General features: G+C 39.8%; 31 protein-coding genes. 27 read left to right on the forward strand and 4 right to left on the reverse strand.

The genetic code is table 11. The features are described from left to right. The first annotated feature begins 46 nt into the window (after positions 1-46). The 11 genes from JI735_RS19600 (at position 47) to JI735_RS19650 (ending at position 8,601) form a co-directional block, all read left to right on the forward strand. Positions 47-406 carry a hypothetical protein gene (locus JI735_RS19600; RefSeq protein WP_233475974.1) on the forward strand — a complete coding sequence of 120 codons (360 nt, stop codon included), beginning with the start codon at positions 47-49 and terminating at the stop codon, positions 404-406. Positions 407-598: 192 nt separating this feature from the next. Further along, positions 599-988, forward strand: coding sequence for a RadC family protein (gene radC / locus JI735_RS19605; RefSeq protein WP_267919295.1), 390 nt, complete (start codon positions 599-601; stop codon positions 986-988). A 214-nt stretch (positions 989-1,202) separates the two neighbouring features. Beyond that, positions 1,203-1,682, forward strand: coding sequence for a hypothetical protein (locus JI735_RS19610; protein ID WP_051051601.1), 480 nt, complete (start codon positions 1,203-1,205; stop codon positions 1,680-1,682). A gap of 60 nt (positions 1,683-1,742) precedes the next feature. Then, positions 1,743-2,123, forward strand: a complete 381-nt coding sequence (locus JI735_RS19615; RefSeq protein ID WP_157771292.1) for a DUF5348 domain-containing protein — start codon at positions 1,743-1,745, stop codon at positions 2,121-2,123. A gap of 11 nt (positions 2,124-2,134) precedes the next feature. Further along, positions 2,135-2,527 (forward strand): zinc-finger-containing protein, encoded by a 393-nt coding sequence (locus tag JI735_RS19620; protein WP_039833852.1) that lies wholly within the window; start codon positions 2,135-2,137, stop codon positions 2,525-2,527. Between the two features lie 40 nt (positions 2,528-2,567). Further along, complete coding sequence (locus JI735_RS19625) at positions 2,568-2,855, forward strand: hypothetical protein (protein WP_051051599.1); 288 nt, start codon at positions 2,568-2,570, stop codon at positions 2,853-2,855. Positions 2,856-3,326: 471 nt separating this feature from the next. Continuing rightward, positions 3,327-3,851, forward strand: a complete 525-nt coding sequence (locus JI735_RS19630) for a hypothetical protein (protein ID WP_039833849.1) — start codon at positions 3,327-3,329, stop codon at positions 3,849-3,851. A 14-nt stretch (positions 3,852-3,865) separates the two neighbouring features. Then, complete coding sequence (locus JI735_RS19635) at positions 3,866-4,327, forward strand: HEAT repeat domain-containing protein (protein ID WP_039833848.1); 462 nt, start codon at positions 3,866-3,868, stop codon at positions 4,325-4,327. Between the two features lie 113 nt (positions 4,328-4,440). After that, on the forward strand, positions 4,441-5,340 hold the full coding sequence (locus JI735_RS19640; RefSeq protein ID WP_039833847.1) for a hypothetical protein: 900 nt from the start codon (positions 4,441-4,443) through the stop codon (positions 5,338-5,340). A gap of 453 nt (positions 5,341-5,793) precedes the next feature. Beyond that, on the forward strand, positions 5,794-7,497 hold the full coding sequence (locus tag JI735_RS19645) for a P-loop NTPase fold protein (protein WP_039833845.1): 1,704 nt from the start codon (positions 5,794-5,796) through the stop codon (positions 7,495-7,497). Positions 7,498-8,040: 543 nt separating this feature from the next. Beyond that, positions 8,041-8,601: a hypothetical protein gene (locus tag JI735_RS19650; protein WP_039833843.1), complete on the forward strand. Its 561-nt coding sequence runs from the start codon at positions 8,041-8,043 to the stop codon at positions 8,599-8,601. A gap of 372 nt (positions 8,602-8,973) precedes the next feature. Here the strand turns inward: JI735_RS19650 and JI735_RS19655 are convergent, their stop codons facing one another. Next, positions 8,974-9,180, reverse strand: coding sequence for a DUF6680 family protein (locus JI735_RS19655; RefSeq protein WP_157771290.1), 207 nt, complete (start codon positions 9,178-9,180; stop codon positions 8,974-8,976). Between the two features lie 103 nt (positions 9,181-9,283). On the opposite strand from JI735_RS19655, the gene JI735_RS36980 reads away from it, so the two are divergent. Beyond that, complete coding sequence (locus JI735_RS36980) at positions 9,284-9,406, forward strand: hypothetical protein (RefSeq protein ID WP_267918917.1); 123 nt, start codon at positions 9,284-9,286, stop codon at positions 9,404-9,406. Between the two features lie 22 nt (positions 9,407-9,428). Here JI735_RS36980 and JI735_RS19660 read toward each other — a convergent pair whose 3' ends face one another. Further along, a complete protein-coding gene (locus JI735_RS19660) occupies positions 9,429-9,587 on the reverse strand; it encodes a hypothetical protein (RefSeq protein ID WP_157771289.1) in 159 nt (52 codons plus the stop codon). Positions 9,588-9,811: 224 nt separating this feature from the next. Here JI735_RS19660 and JI735_RS19665 point away from each other — a divergent pair, with 224 nt between their 5' ends. From JI735_RS19665 to JI735_RS19680, 4 genes are all read left to right on the forward strand, one after another. Next, a complete protein-coding gene (locus tag JI735_RS19665) occupies positions 9,812-11,110 on the forward strand; it encodes a Kelch repeat-containing protein (protein WP_051051598.1) in 1,299 nt (432 codons plus the stop codon). A 93-nt stretch (positions 11,111-11,203) separates the two neighbouring features. Next, positions 11,204-11,422 (forward strand): hypothetical protein, encoded by a 219-nt coding sequence (locus tag JI735_RS19670; protein ID WP_039833842.1) that lies wholly within the window; start codon positions 11,204-11,206, stop codon positions 11,420-11,422. A gap of 193 nt (positions 11,423-11,615) precedes the next feature. Next, on the forward strand, positions 11,616-11,825 hold the full coding sequence (locus JI735_RS19675; protein ID WP_039833841.1) for a hypothetical protein: 210 nt from the start codon (positions 11,616-11,618) through the stop codon (positions 11,823-11,825). Positions 11,826-11,897: 72 nt separating this feature from the next. Continuing rightward, positions 11,898-12,689 (forward strand): MvdC/MvdD family ATP grasp protein, encoded by a 792-nt coding sequence (locus JI735_RS19680; protein ID WP_202676342.1) that lies wholly within the window; start codon positions 11,898-11,900, stop codon positions 12,687-12,689. An 891-nt stretch (positions 12,690-13,580) separates the two neighbouring features. On the opposite strand, the gene JI735_RS19685 is transcribed toward JI735_RS19680, so the two are convergent. Further along, positions 13,581-13,796, reverse strand: coding sequence for a DUF3006 domain-containing protein (locus tag JI735_RS19685; RefSeq protein WP_039833838.1), 216 nt, complete (start codon positions 13,794-13,796; stop codon positions 13,581-13,583). Then, the gene (locus tag JI735_RS19690) at positions 13,793-14,851 is read right to left on the reverse strand and encodes an MBL fold metallo-hydrolase (RefSeq protein ID WP_039833836.1); all 1,059 of its coding nucleotides are present in this window, start codon (positions 14,849-14,851) and stop codon (positions 13,793-13,795) included. Before JI735_RS19690 ends, JI735_RS19685 begins: the two co-directional genes overlap by 4 nt. 358 nt (positions 14,852-15,209) lie before the next feature. Between JI735_RS19690 and JI735_RS36070 the strand changes: the two genes are divergently transcribed. The 11 genes from JI735_RS36070 (at position 15,210) to JI735_RS19745 (ending at position 23,940) form a co-directional block, all read left to right on the forward strand. Next, positions 15,210-15,410, forward strand: a complete 201-nt coding sequence (locus tag JI735_RS36070) for a hypothetical protein (RefSeq protein ID WP_233475975.1) — start codon at positions 15,210-15,212, stop codon at positions 15,408-15,410. 209 nt (positions 15,411-15,619) lie between these two features. Then, the gene (locus JI735_RS19700; RefSeq protein ID WP_039833835.1) at positions 15,620-16,441 is read left to right on the forward strand and encodes a hypothetical protein; all 822 of its coding nucleotides are present in this window, start codon (positions 15,620-15,622) and stop codon (positions 16,439-16,441) included. 272 nt (positions 16,442-16,713) lie between these two features. After that, positions 16,714-17,640, forward strand: a complete 927-nt coding sequence (locus tag JI735_RS19705) for a DUF6973 domain-containing protein (RefSeq protein WP_157771288.1) — start codon at positions 16,714-16,716, stop codon at positions 17,638-17,640. Positions 17,641-18,347: 707 nt separating this feature from the next. Further along, entirely contained in the window at positions 18,348-18,998 is a 651-nt protein-coding gene (locus JI735_RS19710) for a hypothetical protein (RefSeq protein ID WP_202676343.1), read from the forward strand. A 201-nt stretch (positions 18,999-19,199) separates the two neighbouring features. Further along, positions 19,200-19,709, forward strand: coding sequence for a hypothetical protein (locus JI735_RS19715; protein ID WP_202676344.1), 510 nt, complete (start codon positions 19,200-19,202; stop codon positions 19,707-19,709). A gap of 703 nt (positions 19,710-20,412) precedes the next feature. Next, positions 20,413-20,886, forward strand: a complete 474-nt coding sequence (locus JI735_RS19720) for a hypothetical protein (RefSeq protein WP_039833830.1) — start codon at positions 20,413-20,415, stop codon at positions 20,884-20,886. A gap of 76 nt (positions 20,887-20,962) precedes the next feature. Then, complete coding sequence (locus JI735_RS19725; RefSeq protein ID WP_157771286.1) at positions 20,963-21,109, forward strand: hypothetical protein; 147 nt, start codon at positions 20,963-20,965, stop codon at positions 21,107-21,109. Continuing rightward, entirely contained in the window at positions 21,106-22,002 is an 897-nt protein-coding gene (locus JI735_RS19730) for a DUF6744 family protein (RefSeq protein WP_039833829.1), read from the forward strand. The genes JI735_RS19725 and JI735_RS19730 overlap by 4 nt, the downstream gene beginning before the upstream one ends. Before the next feature lie 32 nt (positions 22,003-22,034). Then, complete coding sequence (locus tag JI735_RS19735; RefSeq protein WP_039833828.1) at positions 22,035-22,391, forward strand: hypothetical protein; 357 nt, start codon at positions 22,035-22,037, stop codon at positions 22,389-22,391. Between the two features lie 56 nt (positions 22,392-22,447). Beyond that, positions 22,448-22,753 carry a hypothetical protein gene (locus JI735_RS19740; protein WP_157771285.1) on the forward strand — a complete coding sequence of 102 codons (306 nt, stop codon included), beginning with the start codon at positions 22,448-22,450 and terminating at the stop codon, positions 22,751-22,753. A gap of 95 nt (positions 22,754-22,848) precedes the next feature. Continuing rightward, positions 22,849-23,940: an AAA family ATPase gene (locus JI735_RS19745; protein WP_039833825.1), complete on the forward strand. Its 1,092-nt coding sequence runs from the start codon at positions 22,849-22,851 to the stop codon at positions 23,938-23,940. Position 23,941: the final 1 nt, after the last annotated feature.

Consider the following 23,941-nt stretch of genomic DNA (forward strand, 5'->3'; position numbering starts at 1 on the left):
AAGGCTCGTCTTTATTTTTATCCAAATAATAGAGGAGGCGGTTAGATTGTCAACCGTAGAAAAGAAAGTATTAACAAACGAGGAAGCTATGAAGGTAGCTGCTGAAGTGGAGCGTTTAGAAGCTGCTGTGAAGCAGATGAAGGCTGATTTAAAGACTTATGTAGATCAGAACGGTCCCCTTCAGGCAGGAGATAAGATTTGGAACTACAGCACTACCGTTTCGTGGGACTTTGATCCACAGCGGCTGAGAGAGCTGGCCCTGAATATAACTGTTGAAGGCCTGAATCCGTGGGAACTGCTTACCCTGCCTGCGGCTTCGATTAAGAAGCTGGGATGGGATGAAGCGGCGCTACTTCAGTACGGTAACAAAAAGGAAAGCAAACGGTTTGATTCAAAAAAAGCTTAATTCCATGTTTTATTTCAAATAACCCTTCGCCCGGTACAAGCGGCGGTGTGCATCCAAACACCGCCGTAAGGCGGGATGCACGGAGAGGAGAACCCGATGAACGATTTTCTTATGAAAGAATCAGATATGAATGCCCTACCTCCGAAAAAGCGCAAATTGGCCCAACACTTGCTGGAGACATTAAAAAAGATTATGCAAGAGGGAGAACCAAAAGTGATGAGCGGCCCGGAAGCTGTTTTTGAGAGTGTTGGCGACTTGATTACGCTGCACCAGGAACATTTTAATGTCCTTTTTCTGGATACAAAAAATCGGGTGATTGAACGGAAGACAATTTTTATTGGCAGCCTAAATTCGGCTATTGTACATCCACGCGAAGTGTTCCGCGCAGCCATCGAGTGTAGCGCAGCATCCATCGTTTGCGTACATAATCATCCGAGTGGGGATCCGACACCGAGCCCGGAAGACATCTCTTTAACAAGACGCTTAATAAAAGCCGGCGAGCTTATAGGCATTGATGTACTTGATCACATCGTGGTTGGCAAAGAAGGGTTCGTATCACTCAAACAACGAGGATTGGTTTAATGTCGGCAAAGGAGCGTTTTCTACGTCAACTGTTGAGTCGGGAGGGAAAAGAGCGCTGGGTTGCAGCCGTTTTATTAAGCGCAGATTCAAGTGTCCTACAGTCGATTACGGGGGAAGTGGGCTTTCCCTTCTTTACTTGGAAAAAGAATTGAAAATTAATTTATGGCAACTACCTCTGTGGTGGTTGCCATTTTTATAAAGGAGTTGGGGGATTGTGAGTTACGAATATTATATTGCTCCAGATGAGTATGAAATGGCGAAAGAGCGAGGGATAAGACCAGCTTTGCTTGAAAAACGTGTTCGCACATTAGCTTGGTCAAAGACGAAGGCGATTGATACTGCTCCTCAGCCCAAGAACAGAGTAGAGCAGCGGTGGGTTGAATTAGCCGAACGAAATGGAATTTGCTACTCCACATTCATCTACCGTGTGAATCAATTGGGTTGGAAGCAGGAGCGGGCGGCAACAACAGCGCTTGCTAATCGACAGGAACAGGCTTGTAAAGCCCGCGAACAACGGGGGAAATATCCTGTTGAATTATTGGAACAGGCCGCTCGGCTGGGGATCTCCTATAGTACGTTCCGCAGCCGTGTTAGCCGGGGATGGACGTTAGAAGAAGCAGCGGGCAAGCCGGTGATGAGCGCGTCTGAAATTGGGCATCTGACCATACAAAAGCTGAAGAAAAGGAAGGGATAGACAGATGGATATGAGTAAACCTGAGCAAATCAAGGCTGAACTGCAAAGATTGCGCCGCAAATGAAGAAAGTCGCTCGCATGATTAATGATGTCGAAAAGGATTGGCCGGGGCATTACAACTCCGGCGATCCTGAGTCTATGTACCAGCGTGGGGTGTATGTCAAAGCAGAAGATAAGCTGGAGGACATCGTTTGGATGCTGGAACGAGCGTTTGCTGAGGTAGCAGATGAAGGTTGCTTGAAAAAGGGAAGCAATGGTCGATACACGCTAAATGGCTTTGAATTCATTTCTGGAGCAGCCGTTGAATTTTTGTTTGAGGATGGCGAGGAGAAGCGTTGGATTCAGTCTTGTATCGAACATAACGGGTGGGATTACTACTTGGTGAACTACAGTGATGTCGCATTGGAAGGTCTGAGGGTACGTCTAAAGCAAATAGGATAAAGGGGACTGAAATGATAGATGATTATCCGATTCCGATAGCATGTCCTTACTGTGGCAGTCGTGTTATTTTTACCAGCAATGCTGTCATTTACGGCCGAGAATACGGCAATGGGCGCTGTTATAAATGTACTTCTTGTGATGCTTACGTTGGTGTTCACAATGGGACGAAAGTACCGCTTGGTCGATTAGCTAATCGTGAACTGCGGGAATTAAAGAAGCAATGCCATTCCTTATTTGATCCAGTGTGGAAGCTGAACATCAGTATAAAAAGGGAAAAAGCTTACCGATGCTTAGCTAATGCACTTGGGATACCAATGAATGAATGTCATTTTGGATGGTTTGATCGAGACATGCTGTATAAGGCTCTATTCGTTCTCCGCCAGCCAGAATGGTACAAGGAATGACTGTAAAGCAGTTCGTACACGAACACGAGGGGGAATATCCATGAATGTCGCTGTTCAACAATATAAAGGAATCGAACTCCAGTTAATTAAGCGGAACTATACCGATTACAAAGCCAAGCGATATACGTTGGGCGGCACCAATCAAAATGTATGGATTCCAAATAAGCATCTGGAGCAGGACGGGACGATCAGGCAGGGCGAGAACCTGGACTATGTGTTCAGAAAAGCCCAGCGGCAATTGGAACTGGCGGGATATAACGGGCCGATACCGGGAATCAAGCGCAGATCAGCCGAGACCGTACGTGAAGGCATTAATTTATCATGCTAAAGCTGACCAATTGGCAGCAATGCGTGGAACTAACCAGTGCCATTTGTATTACACCGTCTGGAGATTGGACACATATGATTGATGGCTGTCCGGTGCGTTTGGAGCATAGAATCATCGACCCAGCCGGTCATAGGCTAGTATTCTTCCGAGCGGATTCGGTAGACGGAAATCCCTACTGCGGAAGATGGATAACAGATACGTTTGATAAAGAAGCTGTGATCACAATGCCGGAGCAGTTGACGTTAGGGCGTAAGTTCGAATAACTCTACTAAATTTGGAGCAGCAATTACCTACTTGCTGTTTTATTCAAGTCTGCTGCTGGTGAAGATTGTCTATACACCGGGTTAACAACCTTGTTTTTCGTATGGTTCTATTTGGATGTCAAATTATATGTGACAGAAGCATAAAAATAAAGATCGATGGCAAGATAATAAAGTGTTGCTAATACAATCGAGAAAGGATCTTAGTTCAATGGCACAAAAAGAAGCTTTAAAGTTGCACTTGAAGATTCTGGAACAACCTCAAATTCCGATTGATGAAATGGTAGAGGCCATGAAAAAAGTTTATGCGACTGCAGATATTCAAGTCGATATTATAAGCACAGAAATATTGACAGAGCCTCTTTTGATGGATCTTGATGTTGGCCGATGTGTTAAGGGAGAAACGACTCAAGAACAGGACAAGCTATTCAGTAACCGAAATAATATGAAGGATAATGAACTGGCGATATACTTCGTCCGCTCCACAATCCCTCCTTACAACGGTTGTGCTGCTCATCCTTCTGGACGGCCTGGAGCTGTAGTAACGAGAGTGGCAAGTGTCTGGACGCTTGGCCATGAAGTAGGCCATGTGCTGGGATTATCTCATGTCAACGATCTGGATCGTTTGATGACAGGAGGGGGGACGAATAATATAACTAACCCTCCACCAGATTTGGTCAGTCCAGAAATTGAAACAATTAGACAAAGCCCGTATACAATTCCGACCATTCCTTAAGGAGGACTTGATTCATGTTAAAGGAAACATTAATCGATTTACTCGATCGGGATGAACCTGATTATAATGCTGCTGCAGATATGGGTCCGGAAATTCTTCCTTATCTACTGGATATAACTAAAAACGGAGGAGATAGACTGGCGCCGCGAGCAGTGTATACTGCAAGTCTGATACAAAGCGACAAAGTGACTGAAGTATTAAACGAGGGTGCCAGCAGTTTAATCCCTGAGGTGCGTGTAGCAACAGCCGCTGCCATTAACAATCAACAGCATTTAGGAGATTCCATTTCAGACGCTTTGAAATTTCTATTGAACGACAATGATCTGGGAGTTCGGAAAATGGCCTTAACTTCCATTTCCAATGATGAATTTCATGCAAATGACTCCATTCGATCAGAAGTCAAGAAGCTTACAAGTACGGAAAACAACAAGCTCAGACTTTTTGCGACTGAAGTGTATAACAAGATAAAGCAATAAATTTTAGAAATGTAGTCTTGGCCCGGGAGTTTTTGTTTCTATAAAATGGGAAGACTAAATCTCACAGGCAAGACTATTCAAAAAAATTTAATTAGACAACAGGAGGTTTCCCAATGCTCAAAGTTACTATTGATATGTATTCAGGTAAACCAAATCCTGAATTTTCAATTACGGATAAAGATGCCGCTGAACGAATACTAAAGGAGATTGCTTTAAATAGAGGGGTTATAACTGATGCAGACGCCCCTACTCAGAATCAATCAGGGTTGGGGTATCGTGGTATTAACATTTCTCTAGAGTCCGATTACTTGCCGCAATTTTTCGCATTGCCGGAGAGTTTCGGTTTGGCAAATGGTTATTCAATGTTAGAATCCAAAGGCATTGAAATTATTGAAAAATTACTTCACAATTTTTCAAACTACTCCGATGGTTCTGAATCCAACTTCGAGTCAAAAATAAATAAGTGGGTTATTGGGCAAATGAAGAACATGTCAATAAAAAAATTTCCATCAGGCAATAAGTCCAAGCCATTTGAGTTGCAGGATATCAATCAAACATGTCCTTATGAGAAAGTCAATTTTGAACCGAATTTCTGGAATAACTCTGAACACATTAGAAAAAATAATTGTTACAATTTTGCTTCTAACCGAAGAACAGATTCTTTTGCTCAACCCGGACGTGGAGCGGGACAAATGTACAACGAAATCACTTGTAATGAAGTAACTCGGGGGGCAATTGCGGATGGATGTCACCGAACAGACAGTTGTTTTTCCGAAGAAGAAATTCCTCGTTTTTTTATGGCTTTAGTTATAGCGCCAGGGCCGGACTTTTCTGATTATCATTGGTATCGCCAATGCAGTGATGGAAATTGGGCTCACAAACCTGGACAGACTGCTGCAAGATTGACCGACAACAGCAACCGAATTATAACAGATCCGAGTGTCGCTGACAGAGGTCCATATACAGAATTTTGTGGATACATGCTATCCCCAAAAAGTTTAAAAATATTTTGATTACAGCAAAGTAACATTTGAAGTGATACAGTAATGCTAAATATCATGTGTTGATTGACGCGAGGATCCCCTCTTTAGGTTGGGAATTAGGAAAAGAACCCGATTTTTGCATGGATTTTTAGTGCATTGATCGGCTTTTTTGCGTTTTTTAGAGGCGTTGTACTTTTAAAAAGCCGATTTATTTCTGGCCAATTGCTGCTTGTGAAGCTTATGCAAATGTATGTAAGGCTGCAACCAAAGGACATACATGTAATTGGTTTCGTTCTGTTAAGTCCCTTTTAATAAAATAAACGGAAAGGGGCGAATGGAGCAAAAGTCATTTTAAACCCCGATTATAAGCCACTGAAGGACAGGTTCTCGTTGTAAATCATTTTCAATAATTAATTTACGTTTACTAAATAAAAACTATAATATACTTAAGATACTATTATTCATATAATGGGAGGGTGATTCATGAAAGCTAATAAAATATTGGATGTTCTTGACCAATTCAAAGATTCTCATTACCAGAAGGTACTGATAAATGGTAATTGGGGAATTGGAAAAACCAAATACGTCATAGATTTTATTCAAAATTATTCAGAAGCCTGTTATGTATCTTTATTCGGGAAAAAAGATGTAAATAGTATAATTCAAGAAATATATTTCCACATACTTGATAAAGCTCCGAGTGGGAAAGTTAAGAAATTGATGAATGTATTAAGGGAAAAAATGAATACACTCGACGTTTCATATTTTGGCGTTTCTTTGTCAATACCGTTAATAGCAAACATACATAAAAATTTAAATAAAGAATTAGGTAGCATTAAGAATTTTGTTATTGTACTCGACGATTTGGAGAGAAAGCATCCTGAACTTGATATTAAAGAAGTGTTTGGTATTATAGATAGCCTTTCAAAAATAGAAAAAATAAAGATTGTTCTCATCGCTGCGACGGACCAACTTGAAGATGTAGATAGAGAGACGTTTATCAACTATCAAGAAAAGGCTATAGATCGTATTTATAAAATTGAAGAATATGCAGATGAGGCACCTATACAAATTTTGGGGAACAGCATTTGGAGAGTATTAGAGGAGCAAATCAATGCTTTGGATTTCAACAATTTGCGAACTTTTGAAAAGACCAGTCTGTTTATTGAAGAAGTTTTGACTGTAATTGAGGATAAATATTTCACAGATAAATTTACAAAAGATGATCTTTATCGTATGTGCTTTGCAACAGTTTTTTTTAATATTGAGCATAATGGAGAGCTGAGATTATTAGACGGTGAAGCAAATAATGTTGAGTATATGAAAGCATACTATCAAGAGAGTGAGAATGGGACGATTGATTATTTGTGTAATTTCATTATACAAAATTCACTAGATAACGTTTTGAGCAAAGGTGTGTTTCACTTTATAAAAAAGTGGTATGAGACAGGCGCCTATAACAAAGAAAGTTTAATTGGGGCAATTAATACAATTAATAACTATAAGGAAAAAACCCATAATTTTTATTCATCTGATCAGGAAATATTAGGGGTTATAAACCGAACAGTGGAACGTATTAAACAATTAAATGGATCTGAAAGTATTAATGAAATTATTTTTGAAGTATCTACTGCAATATCTTGGTGTGAAATTTTATCAATCGACTTTGATCTCAGCAACGAAGAGATTTTGGAATCAATAAAGAAGAATATAAAGAAGAAAGTTGATGTGGATCAGAATGAATTCAATATTTGGGAATTTCATACAGATAGTCCCAAGGCGTTAAGTTTGGTTGAATCTATTTATAAAAGCATAAAAATTGAGTGTTTTAATCGTTTGATCAAAAAAATAATAGAGTGCTACGAACAGAAATTTTATGAACCATTACATTTGAAAGAATTGACTCAATTAATTGAACAAAATCCTGAAATAACTATTATTAAAGAGGATTTATTAACAGTTTTGTCGACTTACAAATATTTATTTCCTTTTCCATCAGGAAAAATTACTGAAAAACAGTGGGGTTGGTGTCATAGGATAAAAAAACTAGTGATAACAATACAAAGAAGTTGGCAAATCGAAAACTATTATGTGGATTTCAAGAATTATGTTAATGACACTGCAGTTCATCAATCTATAGAGGATAAGATGTTACAACATAGACTTAAGGAACTTTTCAAACAATGAATTGTTAATTATGAAGTAGGATATATAAAAATCATGTGGATTTAAGCGTCATTAAAATGTTTACTAGGTATTTTTGATCTGTGGAAATTAGGCGAGAGTGACACGCACGGCTGCAGTGATGCAGCATTAACTGGGGCGTATCTCCTCTCGCTTTTTGCATTCTGAAAAGCTAATACGAAAAATTGACAAAATTCACCGAAAAATATTAGAGGATATAGTAAAGTATTGTCGAATCCTTGGCTAGTAAAAATATATGGGGCAGATGGGAAGGAACCGCATAGTTTTGTTTCAAGGTAAAATAGAAGGGAAAATATTCCTAGATGTCGAAATTTGATGTGGGAGGGATAGAACATAAGAACAGAAAAAATTGGGGGAATAACTGAATTATTAGGAATAAGTCCCGAATCACCAGTATTCGCTCTTATAGAAGGAACGGCAGATACTCTACCTTATATAGGTAAAGTTTATAATGCATATAAAATGCATAGGCTTCAACTCAGGCTAAAAAGAGTTGAAGGTCGATTATTAGGTCTTTCATACTTGATGATTGAACAGAATAATAGACTTTTAGATGAGTTTATACGAAAAAAGGCATTTCCCTTTATTTTAGATGAACTGCTCGAAGAACACGAAGAGGAAAAAATAGATCTGATTATAAATGGTCTTGAATACACTTATAAAAACGAAGTCAGAGAAGAAAGCAAGATGTTAGTATACTTCGATGTTCTTCGAGAGTTGAGAGTTGATGAGCTTAAAAGATTATTTCGATTTAGCCAATGCTATAGAGATAGTACTGCTCGTCACCCTAAACTTTCAATTACACTTCCTCCAGAAGATCCAGGTGAACGAGAAAAATATCGAGAGAAGCAAAGCTACGAGGAATATATCGACAATCATTTAGAAAGTCTTGGATTAATAGATAAGGGAAAAAGAAATTTGGAGGAAACAATAGAAACAATATATAAACAAATTGGTGAAATGATAGACGCTCGTGGTGCTAGAAGGCCTAGACTAACTAAGACTGAAACAAAACTTACTTTGTTTGGTTCACATTTTGTCAAATATTTTGAATTAGTATCAATAATAGAGATACCAGCAGATTAGCACCCTTACCGGTGCTTTTTTCATATGCATATATGACCTTTCGTGAGCCATTCTCAGGCTTTATTATCGGGAACGTGTGTTTGTGGGGTGGAGGATCGAAAAGGGCAGGGAGGGCAGCTTCTCATTGTCTCACGCTGAGTTTCCACCTACCCTGCGACGAAAAACCAGCTCAACTATTGTGTATTTGATGAGTTTTTAGTTTGAAATGGTCGCAAAAAGAAACTATCAGAAAAAGCGTCAACACTTATTATAAGATCTCGACTTATCTCTTTAAATAATTCGAGTAATCTACCTTCAATTTGTTCGGAATTTCTATAAGATGATGTAACGACATCATGAAAAGCTTTCAAAGCTGTAATGACTTCTGGAGAGTTATAGAATACTGGAGTTTAAGGATTCTGCAAACTCTTTTGAATGGATGTCGTTTCTATGACCCATTAGCTTTCGGAAGACTTCCAATTTTGTTTTACGTGTTTCATTTTTCTTATAAATCCATGTCGATATAAATACAGCAACTGCCCCCGAAATAATAGCAGAGGTCACACCTATGATTAATTTATCAAGCAAATCTGTATTCAAAATATAGCCCACCCTTTTCAAATCGATATTTTAAAAATAGAGTCATTATACTAAAATCCTGGAAAAATGATACAACCAGCATTCTCACACGAGGAGGATTCCTATGGACATAAGAGTCGTACCGATTGAACAACTCAATGCGGCTGTCTATAACCCCCGCGTTGACTTCAGCCAGGCGATCCGGAATGAGAAGCTAGACGGGAGCCTGGATGAATTCGGCTATTGACCCTATCGTTTGGAACGAATAGTCAGGGAACTTGGTCGGTGGCCATCAGCGGTACAAAGTGATGGTTAATGAGCAAGGCTACACGGAACTGGCCGTCAGTGTGGTCAATCTGGACCCGGAACGTGAAAGGATCCTGAATCAGTGCAGTGACCTTCAAGCTTTGTTTTAGCTTTTTATCCATAGGCGTACCTCCGGGCTTTTCTGATTATTATACACCTCGTTTTCTATCTGAAGGGAAAATTTCCTTACCGTAGACATAGAATTTGCCCCCTGAATCAAACCCACATATTTCCTCAATAACCCTTAAGTGTATTGTAAATTTCTGTCGAATAACAGACTGTTTGTTCACCCTTTTTTAGTCTATATTGAAAAAGAATGATTAAACGTTATTAAGGGAGAGATAAAATGAAACGTCGATATTTTCCTGTTCTAGCTCTTATTGTTTTAATTTTTGGAATATTGTCCACTCAAGCGTCCGCAGCAGGTGAAACGTGGGAATTGCAGGATCAAATGCCCTTTAATAGACCAGGGGCAGGGGTAGTGAAAGTAGACGGAAAGGTATATTTTATAGGTGGTTATAGTAACGGCGCTTTGAACAATGTTGACGTTTATGATATTGAGAGAAAAGTGTGGGTTAGTAAGAAAAGCATGCCGACAGCAAGATCCATTTTTTCTACCGAAGTGGTGGATGGTAAGATATATGTAATTGGTGGGAGCACTGGAAATCCTTTAGTTTTAAATACGACATATACCAATAAAGTTGAAATATATGATCCGGTTACTGATACTTGGACATCTGGAGCGAATGCCTCTACCTCAAGAGGGTTAACTACTTCATCTACAGTTAATAATAAAATATATGTTTTTGGTGGTTTGAATGCATCCTCGGAAGGCTTGAGTAATGTTGAGGAGTATGACATTATATCAAACACTTGGTCTACGAAGGCAAATTTACTTACCGCTGTTCATGGAGCAGGAGCAGTTACTTATAATGATTTGATCTACGTATTTAATGGAGGCTACAACACATCTGTATATAATAAAGTACAAGTCTATAACCCAGTTACTAATAATTGGACGTATAAAAGCAGCGCACCAACAAGCAGAGATACTATAGTAGCGGTGAATTACCAAAATAAAATTTATGTTATTGGTGGGTATGATAGTGCAAGCACAGGATTAACTACAGTAGAAGTATACGATCCTGAAAAAGATACATGGACAGCGGGACCGAGTTTAAATGTTGGGCGCTGGGGATTTGGAAGTATAGTTTTTAATGATTCACTGTATGTCTTTGGGGGAGCGACAAACACTGCTGAGAAATTATCAGTGGCACCAGAATCAACTCCGACTCCTACATCCTCACCAACCGTAACTCCGACTCCTACGTCTTCACCAACCGTAACTCCGACTCCTACGCCCTCACCAACCGTAGCTCCGACTCCAACTCCAGAGCAACCAACTGGTGACCGTGCGATCCTGGTCGTGACGATGAACACCGGCCTTGAAAAAGAATTTGACCTGAGCATGGATGAAGTGAATGCCTTCATTGCTTGGTATGAGAATAAACAGTCTGGTACTGGGAAGGCATCGTATGCCATTGATAAGCACGACAATAACAAAGGCCCTTTTACAAACCGGAAGGATTACGTGATATTTGATAAAATACTAACCTTCAGCGTAGACGAATATTCTGCAAAATAACATTTACACATTGTTCCAGTCAAGCTAAAATAGATGTAACGGAAGTACTGTACCCTGCCAATTCGGCGGGGTATTTTCATAAGGAGTGATTGCTTGAGTACTACATATAAAGTCCTGGAGAGTGATACCGACTTCCTTGCGGCTGCCCTCGCACTATCCAAGGTATCCGTATGGTATAGGGAAGAGCCGGACCCAATCGGCTATCTGATGGATTACGGCGGGATCGTTGAGGGATACACGGCGGAGTCAATCAAGATTAACGGCGCTCAGTTCGTCCGCGAACGATTTGAATTTAGAGCATACATAAAATAAACCCGTCAAGCCCGGCGGGTTTATTTCGATTCAAACCTGCTGTAATATTTTTTAGTTCCCGAGAGCTTATTAATTTATTTTAACTATAGCCGCTAACGAAAGTATGCAAACTTTTTTATGGGGAAAAGTTATAAAAGTATATAAGAACATAAAACGGGAATAATATTCACTGAAACAATAGGAGGTGACTAGAATGACTGCATTAAATAACACAAAACCGGCAGTGTTTTATTTTCAACCTACTGAATTTAAAATGTTGGAAAGTCCTGAAGAAATAAAACGTTGGGAGCATTTGATGAGAGAAAGTGTGGGAATCAAGTCCGTAACTTTTGATGGTTCGGGTTCATGTTGTGAAAGCCCTAGCGGCAATCCCTCGAGAGCTGATGATTGCGACCAGGATTAAAAAGAAAAAAGCAGTGGAATAAGTTATTAACTTATTCCACTAAAAATATATAAAAGAAAAGAGGCAGGATTTATGAAAAATAGAGTAGGTATATTTTCTATACATGATGATTTTCATGCTTACATAATTAGCGATGCACTTAAAAAAGGGTTTAATACTAAAGCTTACATATTTGAAGTGGACCAGGTAGCAGGAGATGAGGGATTAAGTTTTTATGCTGACAAAAATAAGTACAATAATATGTATCTCACTGACAATAATAAAGAAGCAATCAATATCAGAGATTTAGATAAGATTTGGTGGAGAAGAAGATCGAAAAATCAGCTCATTTCAAGTCAGATTGAGAACGAATCCCATAAAGATTTTATTAATATTGAAACTTTCGAGGCATTAATGGGTGGAATCACCAATGTATTTGAAGGAGAATGGATTAATGGTATTCACGAAACTGAAACTGCGACGAATAAATTAATACAGATGAAGACAGCTGAATTATGTGGGTTTAATCTACCTAAGACTATAGTTACACAAAGCAAAACTGATTTATTAAATTTTGTTAACGAAATAAATACAAGTTTAATTATTAAACCGATGCGAGGCACAAGAACAACTACACTTCGAGCTATGAAAATTGACAAAAGTGACCTGAAAGATGACTTGGACATTACAATGTGTCCCACAATGTATCAAGAGTATATTGAAGGAACTCGTCACTTCCGTGTGCATTGTTTTGGCAATGAGATAACTACTGTATTAATAGAAACCGAAGAAGTGGATTGGAGAATCTTAAGAAATTGTAAGTTCAGTATATATAAATTACCTGATGATATTGAAAATAAAATATTTGACTTCATAAAAAAATGAATCTAAAAATGGGGTAATTGATTTAAAGCAGTCAGACGATGGTGAATACTATTGGTTCGAAATTAATCCTCAAGGTCAATTCTTATTTTGGGAACCTTTACTTGAGATTAACCTAACTAAAAAATTTTGCGATTTCATTGCTAATTAACTCACTATCCTTCTTGAAAATCCTTAACAACAAAAACCTTTAAATAGTCTTCTGTTGAGTCTACAAATTAAAAAGTTAGATATTAAGTTGAAATGCTCTACCGCCAGATACCATCTGGCGGTTTTATATTGCTTAAAAATCCCTACCGCGGCTTTAATACGAACTAATGTTCTTATTTATTTGGAGGCGATCAAAGATGCAAATGGGTATTGGTCATACCGTCGAAATTATATACATGGACAAAGCGGGAAATATTACGCAGCGAAAGATTGAAGTACACGGCATCCGTGATGGCCGTATAAGAGCCACATGTTTAACCACCGGTGCGCCCCGGGTATTTCTGACCGCTAACATTCTCGCTTGGCAGCAAGTGCAGGAGCGGAGATATGCTTGACGATACCCCACGTAAGCTGCTGCGGATCATATCTCATTATCAATATCGCTTCAAACGGATGCCGACTCTCAGAGAGTTGGGACGTTAAAGCGGGCGGCGGTCAGCGGATATTATTAAGGGGTTTAAAATACTGGCTGCCGAAAATTACATAACATGGGAAGTGTCTAAGCCGATAGAGACTGCCGAAATTATTGAGGGGTGGAAAAGGAATTGCCTTACGACATTTCTCCGAAGCGGGGCGTACAGAGCGGCAGGGCCGGGAATAATGGATGGCAGTTAATAGACTACTAAACGGATTACTAACTGGAGAGTGTATAAATAAAAACCCGGGTTTTCCCCGGGGTTCTGCTTAATCTTCGAAGAGTTCTTCCATCAAATCTTCGATTTCCTTTTTGCGTGATGCAGTATCCTCTTTGTCTATTATGACATTACCATCTTCAAAGATCAGAGTATCTCCTGACTTAGCCTCTGCAGGTAATTCTGATTTTAGGACATCCTCAGTTTTACCGTCAAATTCGATGACGGCGTATTTCCCCTCGAAGCGGTCAACGATTCCCTTCCTCATTTAGATGCCCCCTTGGTTGTCGTGAAGGTTATATTATTCCCATCGCAAATTGCGGTTATCGTACCTTTTTGATCAGTTCTTAATACTGAAACATTTGCATTTTTCAGCCTTGTAAGTATACCGGAATCGGGGTGTCCATAATTGTTTTTACCCACACTAATGACTGCATACTTCGGTTTGACGGCGTCAAGAAAAGCTTTGCTGGTTGAACTGCTGGAACCATGATGCCCGACTTTTAATACATCAGCCTTTAAATTTAGACCATCGGCTAACATATCGTTTTCTGAAGCCTTCTCAGCATCGCCCGTAAAGAGGAAGGACTTGTTTTTATAAGTAACCCTAAGGACGGCACTCCAATCATTCAAGTCATCACCGTATGAATTTATGGGAGCTAAGAATTTAGCATCAACGCCAGTCAGAGGAATGGCTACTCCCTTGGTCACGGATTTAATTGTACGGCCTTCATTTTTTACAGCGGTTAGAAAATCTTTATAAGTCTCTGTGGTGTGTGACACTTTTGGCGCATATACCGATTTAACATCGAGTGCTTTTAGTACATCATCTAACCCACCAATATGATCAGCATCAGGATGTGTAGCCACCATGGCATCAAGCGTTTTTACACCGAGAGCGTTCAGGTATTTAACTACATTTTTACCCTGATCATTGTTACCACCATCGATAAGTATGTATTGATTTTTTGGAGTCCGAATCAGTGTAGAATCACCTTGGCCCACATCAAAATAATAGACTTGCAGCGTGCCGATATTTTGTTTTTTGGGTACGATCAAAGTAGGAGCTGGTGTAGCAGTTGGTTTGGATGTAGGCTTTGTAGCTGGTTTCGTTGTTGGTTTGGCAGTGGCGGCTGGAGCCGAATTAGATCCTCCACCATTGTGGTAATGGTATTCACCGTTTTCTAGTCCCCATTTGGCACAATTGGTACGGCAATAGTGACCGCCATTCGAATCTGTTCTTCCTGGATGCGCATTAGCGATAACAGGAAGCAAAATTAGTAAAACAGACAAAATCATTGATAGAGCAATTCTTTTTTTCATAATATCCCCCCTGGGTAGTTCTGGGAGTAGTCTATCAGAATAAGGGAATATTTTCTACTCATAAAACGAAACTCGGCTAGATTACTCCTGTGGAGAGGTTTCGGTTTTTTATGCTCTCAACTATTCAATGGTAAACAAAAGTGAATATTACTACAAATCCCCCCATTACCTTGGTCCGGGTGGAGGCCAAATTCTTACCTTCATTCGAATTATATTATGAATGAGGAGATTATCATGGGGAAAAGCGGAAAATTTGCAATACAATTGGCTTTTGACATTCTCCTGATCGACGAAACAGAGACCCGTCACTAGGTGGAGGAATATCTAGGACGGTCCGTGTGTACCGGCATTTGGCTTCGTGCGCCGTCAGGCGGCGCTCACGGCTAGTCCAGAGCCTCGTTATCACGGCTCTACCAATGCAATAAGCCGGACGACGGAGAATATAGCGGTATGGAATACGGATAGGAAATTGGAATTGGAGCGGCAGTCAATGCTGCTGGAGCTGGCAATGGGGCGGCTTAAAAGGCTCAGCGGGAGATTATTCAGCGGCGCTACCTAGACCATGAGGATGAGTATGATTCTATACTTGTGGGGAGCTGGGGATGAGTGAACGAAAATATCGGAGAGTGAAGTCAAGGGCGATTTATGTGTTGGCATGTTCGCTAGGATTAGAAATCTTAATTGATCAAGTTGAAACCTAAAAAGGCTGTTGTCTTTTTGGATTTTCTTCTCAATAATAGAAATAAACACTTGGAGAGAAGGACAAGTATGTCGAAATTGTATCATTACACTAAAGAAGCTGGTATGGATGGTATTTTTCATAAAAGAAATTTATGGGTATCTATGACTTCAAAGCCAGAAGTAAATGATCCATTTGATACAGTCTATATAAAACAAATGATTGACCGGCTTTTAAAAAAAACGAATGATTACTTTCAAAAACTAGCTTTAGAAATAATGCGTGATGTCTTGAATCCACCTACGGAAGAAAAAACAAAAGAATACATAAAAAATTACATTTTCATTTTTTGTGTTAATGAAGAAGAAAATGACGATTTTATGGTCAAGGAGTTTGGTCCTAAGAAGATCGTTTTTGATAAAGACCAATTAATAAAACAATTTCAAACGCTAGTTGATCAACGTGTTTATTTTAAAGAGTTTGATCATAGGAAGGTCAACTATAACGAAGTTGAACAAGAAGCAATGATAATGGATCTAATTAAGGAAGCGAAGAAATATTTTATATATGGAGAAGTTCCAGATTACAGTTATTTATCGTCTACTCCAACAACTGTTGATAGTGGAAATGAAATTGATATTGACCTACTCTTAAAAAAATTAAAACTTTCAGGTAAATCTGCTCAGTATAAGAAAGAATTTTTAGGCATTTTCTGGACCGCTCTGGCAAATAGGTTCTATTTTCTAGCACCATTTATAAAAAATCCTGATCATAAGAAAGAAAGGGAGTACAGGTTTGCTTTCTACAGGGGGCGAGATGTGTTGGAATATGTACCTTTGATAGATAACAACACCAGGCTTGAATTGAGTTTAAACAATGAATGTATGATAGAGTGTATTGAGTTAAGATAATGACCGTTTTTTGACCGATTATTGACCGCACAATGGCCGTTCATTAGGTTATGTGCATGATATATTTGTACTGTGGAAATCAGGCGAGAGTGACACGCACGGCCGCAGCAGCGGCACTTAACCGGGGCGTACCTCCTCTCGCTTTTTTTGTTCATATATATCTAAATAGTGTAATTTCGTAAAAACGAAAGGAATATACAGGTGTTTAGTAGGATGGAAAAAAAGTAAAAAAAATCAATAATTATATATCAACTACAAAAGGAGTGAATATATTGAAAATAAAGAAACTAAGTAGCATTATTTACTCAGGAGTTATCTGTATGAGTTTAGCTATTCCTTCAGTAGCACTTGCTGCAGAGGATAATGCCGGAACTGTAACATCCGAGGTTTACGGAACTGGTGGTGCTGTAGAACAAAGTGCTAATGATATTAATTTTTCATTTGAATCCAAACGTCAAAGTTCAATTGAAGCTATTGAAGAATATCAGAAATTTTTTAAAAGTGTTGAAGGTAAATCATTTGATGAACTGACAACAAGTGAAAAAGAAAACATGGATATTTATCTAGCTGAGTTCACGAATATTATTGATCCTGTACCAACTGATAGAATTACAACTATGGCATATGATGAGAGCACCTTCACTAAGCAACTTGAATTTGTATTAGATATGAATGCAGGAGTAAGTGCTTCTCACATTCTTGATGGTCTTTCAGCATCAAATACAGCCCGTAGTGCAGCTATTACATATGCCGCTCAAAATGGGTTTGGAACTGTTACTTGGGATAACCCAGCTGATGCATTGAGACATTTTTCTTGGAACTTTATCATGGGTTTTACAATTGGAGTGGCTGATGCTCGTACTATAGCTGATAATCACGAGCTAGCATTAATTGGTGCGAAATATGTTGCAACAGTGCCTGTTAGTAGTACTTCTGAAAAAATTGCTTATGCCACTGATTATCTGCCTGGAGTCGTAAGCGATACAAGAGCAAGTTTTACATCCTTTACCAATACGTTTGATGGTTCTAGTATTATGGATTTATGCAATAATTCGGCTGGCAGAAAATATTCACTAAGAGGTTATAGTTCTTCAGATGCTTATTTACAGGCATTTAACGATGCATATTGGACTGACTTAGTTTGGTACAATACTGTAAGTGCAAATAATAAAGCTACAGCCTATAGCGTTTGGCAATAAGGTATTGTTATGAGGAAAAAAATATATATCACAGTTAATACTCTGTTTTTGATAATCTATTCGATCGGAACTCTTATCTGGATTCAAATAGATCGTCTAAATGCGTCATCTTATCCTCCTGGTGATATATCAAATGAAGATAAAATATCTAATTTATTCCTCTATCCGGGACTTCTGCTGATAATCAGTATTGTTTTGTTTATATTATTTTTCATTAACAAAAAACCATTTCCGATTTTACTTGTTTGCGTAACTATATTACTTAATATTTTGATTTATACCCCTATTTTGTACTATATTATGTACAAATAAGTAAAGAAAAGTGGAGTTAATGAGATATAAAGTGAGAGTGGCTAGTTATTAGGAGATAATAACTCTACATTAGTCTTTATGATTTTGACACAAATTCTATTTAATCAGTAGAATGTATTTATCCTCTTTAGTAACAAAGTCCGTAAAGATTTTTAAGCAAAGGGCGCAGCGCATTTGCTGCGGATGCGGAGCAGACGCCATTCTTTTAGGTGTACGAATTTCGCCAAAATCTTCATTTTTTCGCACAAAATCGAACATATATCAGCCAAAGTCGTTCCTTTATGGATCGGCTTTTTTCTATTGGGGGAATAATTCTTGAAGAAGAAGCAACAGCAGCAGTGGTTAAAAGACCCTCCCTGACAGCCGTCGAAGTGTAAAAGCTGCATTTGGGGCCGATGGGAAGGAACCGCACAATCTTGTTCCAGGGTAAAATGCCAAAAGGTAAAATAAACCTAGATGTCGAAATATTTATGCTGAAGGGAGTTGTCACGATGGAAGATAATTTTCATATTGTACAGGCATATTTAAAAGTGACAGAAGAGGGGATATTAGATGAGATTATCCCAAAATATATAAATTTTCTTGATGATATAAAGAGTAATGATTTTTTATCAATTATTCTACGAGGACATTTGTACGTGGAACATGAATTGACTGAACTACTTGCTCAATTCCTACTAGACGATAAAATCTTAAGCAAGTATAAATTCATGCAGAAGCTTGATTTAGCAACGGCACTAGGAGCTGTTGAAGAAGAGTGGGTGCCGGCATTAAAAAAACTTAATGACTTTCGAAACAAATATGCTCATAATTTGGGATTTTTATTTAACGAGCAATACTACGAAGACTTTCTTTCTACGTTCTCGCTTGAAATGAAGGTGGATTATGAGAAAAAATATGTTGATCTCATAAAAATTTATGGTGATAGACTACATAATAAACTTGGGATTTTAATTAGCCATTTATGGGTCCTTCTGATATTAGAATCAAAACGAACCGATATAAAAAAAATACTTTTATTTGTTCAGAACAGTAAGTTAACTTGAAAATTCCACAAGCACTTCTATGAGCTGTTCTTTGGCCTAATATACAGGAACGTGCGTTTGTGTGATGATGTGCGGAAATGAGCAGGGCGGGCCGATTCCGTTGGCCTGTGTCGAAACCTGAACCAGCCCCAAGATGAAAAACTAACTCAACTCAAAGAAAACTCACTCTATGATATATTCTTCCTTGACCATTAATATTTATTGTCTGATACTGGAAGAGAAAGAAGGGAAATAGGGGGTATATTATTGGCGCTTGGAGAGGCATTATCAGCAATTGGCTCAGTTCTTTCTGGTATAGCAGGTGCAGCTGGAGTTTTGTTTACATTGGAAGTTCGAAAGGAGCAAAAAACTTTAAAGGAGACAATGGCTAAGTTTTACATAGAAAAGGTGAAGGTAAGAATCGAAAGAATAATGGGGGCATTAGAAAAGAATTTCAGTAATATTGGAGAAATAAATATAGTTGTCCATCGTACTCCACGAGACTTCAATAACATAGGTCGTGATGGGATTGAGAACTCAATTGGTGTTAATGAAGAGAGAATCATTGAAAAAATAACAGACGTGTATAACAACTACTTGCATGAATGCTGGTTAAATCCCGAAGATACATCTGAATGGCTAACACCTACTTCTGTAAGAGACATTGAAAATATTAATGAGAAATCAAAGAAGTGTTATGAAGTTATAAACGAACTTTATAATAATTTATAAAGGAAGGCGCTATAATAGGCACATTTTCTTTTGTAGAGGAGCTTTCATATGGACATCAGAATCATCCCAATAGAGAAAATACAGCAGCCTACAACCCGCCGATTAATCTATAGCCTGACGATCCGGAGTATGAGAAGCTTCGCCGCAGCCTGGGGGATTTTCCTACATTGACCACATCATCTAGAATAAGACAGTCCGTCATATGAGGTATAAACGGTGTAAAATACTGTTCAACAGTTGGGGTGGACTAAACAGTCTGTATCTTATAACTGACGATAAGAATCCTTAGAACCGAACATATGCTTGCATCCTAAGTATGAAAGAGATATAATAAAATGCATATTCATTTCACCTTAAACTCCCATTTGCAGGAGACAAAGGAAATCCCTTCACTTAGGGTTTGATCTTCACAAAGCCATACAAGTAGGGATATTTGTTCAATCAAGCGTTTCCCTCGATCCTGCTGACTTTCTTTGATGAAGACAAGGAAAGAAAGAGTGAGGTTAAAGCAGGCAAAAAGGTTTTATACCCCAAGCTCTCATTTGCCAGAGATAAGGGTGAGAGTACCGAAAGGACTCTGTAAAAGTTTTGTTACCGTTATTCAAAACCAATAAGCGTATTTCAAAGCCGATCCTTGCATGGATTTTTCATGTAGAGATCGGCTTTTTTGCGTTATCCAAAAAGTACAGAAAGGTTGATGAACATGTTCAATTGGAAAAAAGCTGAAAAGTCCATCGATGTTAACTTGGAAACCGAGCGCAAAGCGTTAAGCTTTGCAGCGGAGGAGCGGGAGCGGAGAAGAAAGACAGAAACTTTCATATCCACAATATCCAAGGTTCTTCAGATCGTCATTCCTGATTTTTTTGGAAGTGATGAACAGGAAATTGAATTGGGAAATAGCATTTTCTACAACATGGGTAAGAAAAATTTCTACATTTTGACCTATGTTGTTGTTGGAGTAGACGGTACCGAGAAGGACGAGGGCAAGGTAGATATCTTGTCCCTGAAAGGAAAACCGTTTTGGGAAAATGTTCAGCAGATTATGGAGTATGCGCATACCCTACTGGATGATTTAGAACGGCGTGAAGCAGGCCGGCAGCAACTCATGAATGATATGGATTTGCTGAATCGGCATATGGAACAGAAGGAAGCCTTGTGGTATTCGCCAAGGCTGTAATTCAAAAAAAGAAAATCCGAACAGGCGCAATTGGGCTTGTTCGGATTTTTCATTTTGTAGAAGGGAGCGAAGATGAATGGAAAAATGGATGATTGTCAGTTGCCCCATTCCGCACCGCATTGAACGAGCGTTTGCTGCTTACATGCTGGGTGGAATGACACGCACGGAATACTGCCAGAGAGTAGGCTATCTGCTAAATATCAGAGGAGGTAATGGAGAATGAACTCTATTTTAAAAGATGTGGCTGCGGTGAAGGCAGATCATGAAAATGTAATTGGTCACCTGACATGGCACTCTCTGTCTGAAATGCTGATTACGCCAAATGAGCTGAAGGACAAGCTTATTCTTTCCGGGCTGGGTGAAGGTTGGATGCCAAATGAGATACGCCTTCCAGACGCATTCCGTAGAGCAACCAGTGACAAATTCAAACGTGAAGTCGCTCCCGGTGTATATGAAAACTACATGTACCGTGAGGTGGTTTCCACACATGAGTTTGTACAACGAAATTTGGTATGTGAAACCAAAGATACAAAAGGCAGACGGCTCAATTATCACAGCGATGCTGGTTCCGTTGTACTGGATCGAAAAACGGGTCAGGTGGACACTGGATATGTAACAGCTACAGCCGAGCAATTAGTGCGAAGTGCCGCCCAACGTTTTGACATCTATAGGCAGCATTACGGCGCGACCACGTTGCGGACGATGATTTCCAATATCCTGAAAAGTATGTCGCCTACGCCAGTTAGACCGAGTGGTGGCATTTATTTTGTGCCAAAACAATTCGAATCAAAGCTCATTTCCCTGGTCCAGCTCGTTACTTCGTTTGAGAAAGGCGAAGCGGAAAAAATCCCGTTGATTGATACCAGAGATATGAAAAACATGATTACCCGCAAGCTACATGAGCATTTGCAGGACACGCTTCGGGCTTGTGAGAGCGGGATTGGCGATCAGATGAAAAAGAATGAGCTGAAACCGATTCTGCTTGATGCCAAGCGTGTTGTGGCCGACTTTAAGCAGTACGAAAGCATCATTACCGGTGATCTGAAGGAGATGGAACGCTGTGTGTCGATGATTCGGGAGAAGGTCGGGACGGCATTACGCAATATGGAGAGTTGAAAATGATCCTATAAAGCGAAAGGGATGCGAGCATGGAAGGAAAAGCTTTTATGGAGCATTGGACGCTCATTTCTCAAGTGCTCAGAGAGCATATTGAGCTGAATAAGGTTCGTTATAGTCAACATTCGGGAGAGCGTATGCAGGAGAGACGGATTGCGAAAAGGGAAGTGGAATCCGTGCTGTATCACTTCTCTCCAAGCGAGATGCACGCGCCTTTTCGGTATCCTTTCGGTGAATCGCCGTATACCAACGAAGACCCGGTATTGACGATAACAGGACAGGTAGAGAGCGGCAGGATTGCAATCGGACTGGCAATAAAAATGCGAAGAAACGGACTTTTGTTTTCGGTGATTACGGTTATTCGTCCCGAGCATGGTCGTCATATGTAAGGAGCCGCCACTTTGCTGTATAATGGCATCATCCATACAAGGGCGGTGATTTTACGATGAAAGGAACTAAAGACATGTTGATTAACGATGTTAAAACGACGAATTTCCCCTATGAGGTCATTGACGGGGAGGAACACTATCCTTTGCATTCTACCACAGTTGTAGAGAGCATCACCGAAACCATTCCAGATGAACTCAAAGCTGTAATGACCATTGATTATTCTCAAATTCCTGAGAGCTACTTTCAAAAAGTAAAGGCGGAGCTTGGAGTTCAGGAGGCCGATCCGGTGCAGGCAGCGGAAAATGAATCGTTGCTGCTGGATGTACTGGAGCGGGAAGGTGCATTTCATCAAACTCCTTGATCCACAGTATGAATTGCAGATAAAGAGCTGAGAAATCCCATGCGGGAATTTTCGGCTCTTTTTGTTTCTCAAAAAATGAATAGTGGAGGGTTACTATGAAAATCAAAGACATTCAAAATGCACTGTCCCAGCAGTATGTAGAACGCCAAGAGGTGGTTGAAGCACTTTTGGTTGCTATGATTGCCCGGCAGCACGCTTTACTGATTGGGCCTCCCGGCACTGCCAAGACCGCAATGGTCAGTGATCTGACTAAACGAATTACCGGAGCCGGATATTTCCAATGGCTGCTGACACGATTCACTACACCCGAAGAGTTGTTCGGGCCGCTGTCCTTGAAGGAGCTGGAGCAGGGCGTATATAAGCGGAATACTACAAGCAAACTGCCAGAAGCACATATCTCCTACTTGGACGAGATTTTTAAATCAAATAGTGCCATCCTAAATGCCCTCTTGACGCTGGTGAATGAACGACTATTCTATAACGATGGTGCGCCAGCACAAGTTCCGCTGATGTCACTGATTGGTAGCTCGAACGAATATCCCGAAGAGGGGGAAGGGCTGGAAGCCTTGTTTGACCGCTTCCTGATTCGCTTTGAAGTGGATTACATCGGCGAGGATGTTTCCTTCCTCCAAATGCTCAAAGGGACGGCTTCGGTGCCTGCAAGCATGACGCTGGAGGAGTTGTACGAGCTTCAGTTCTTCAGTGACACGGTTACGATTCCCGATGATGTGTATGAAACACTAGGGCGTATTCGCAAAGAACTGAAGGATGAAGGCATTCACCCCTCTGACCGCAGATTCAAGCAGTCGCTCTCCATTATTCGGGCCAAAGCAGTATTGGCCGGACGAGATTATGCCGAAAGGGAAGATGTATTGCTCTTGAAAAACAGCTTGTGGGAGCGGCCCGAGCAGAGAATAAAAGTCGCTGCCATTGTCAAAAAACACGCACAGGACGCGGTAAAGCGCCAAATGGAAGAAACCATTCAGCAAGTCAAGGACGTACTGGAGGCCGTGAAAACGAACAGCACGCCGGATCAGGCGCTTGAAGCAACGAAGAAGCTGAAGATGTTGTCAGCAGATATAGAGAAGCTATCTCAAAGCTACCCACAGCGTAGTGAAATCAGTGATCTGAAAGAGCTTTTGAAGAAGTCGATGGAAGAAGTCGCTGATCTGGCGCTGGGAGTATAGT

It is taken from the genome of Paenibacillus sonchi (genome assembly GCF_016772475.1).
GTDB lineage: Bacteria > Bacillota > Bacilli > Paenibacillales > Paenibacillaceae > Paenibacillus_AQ > Paenibacillus_AQ sonchi.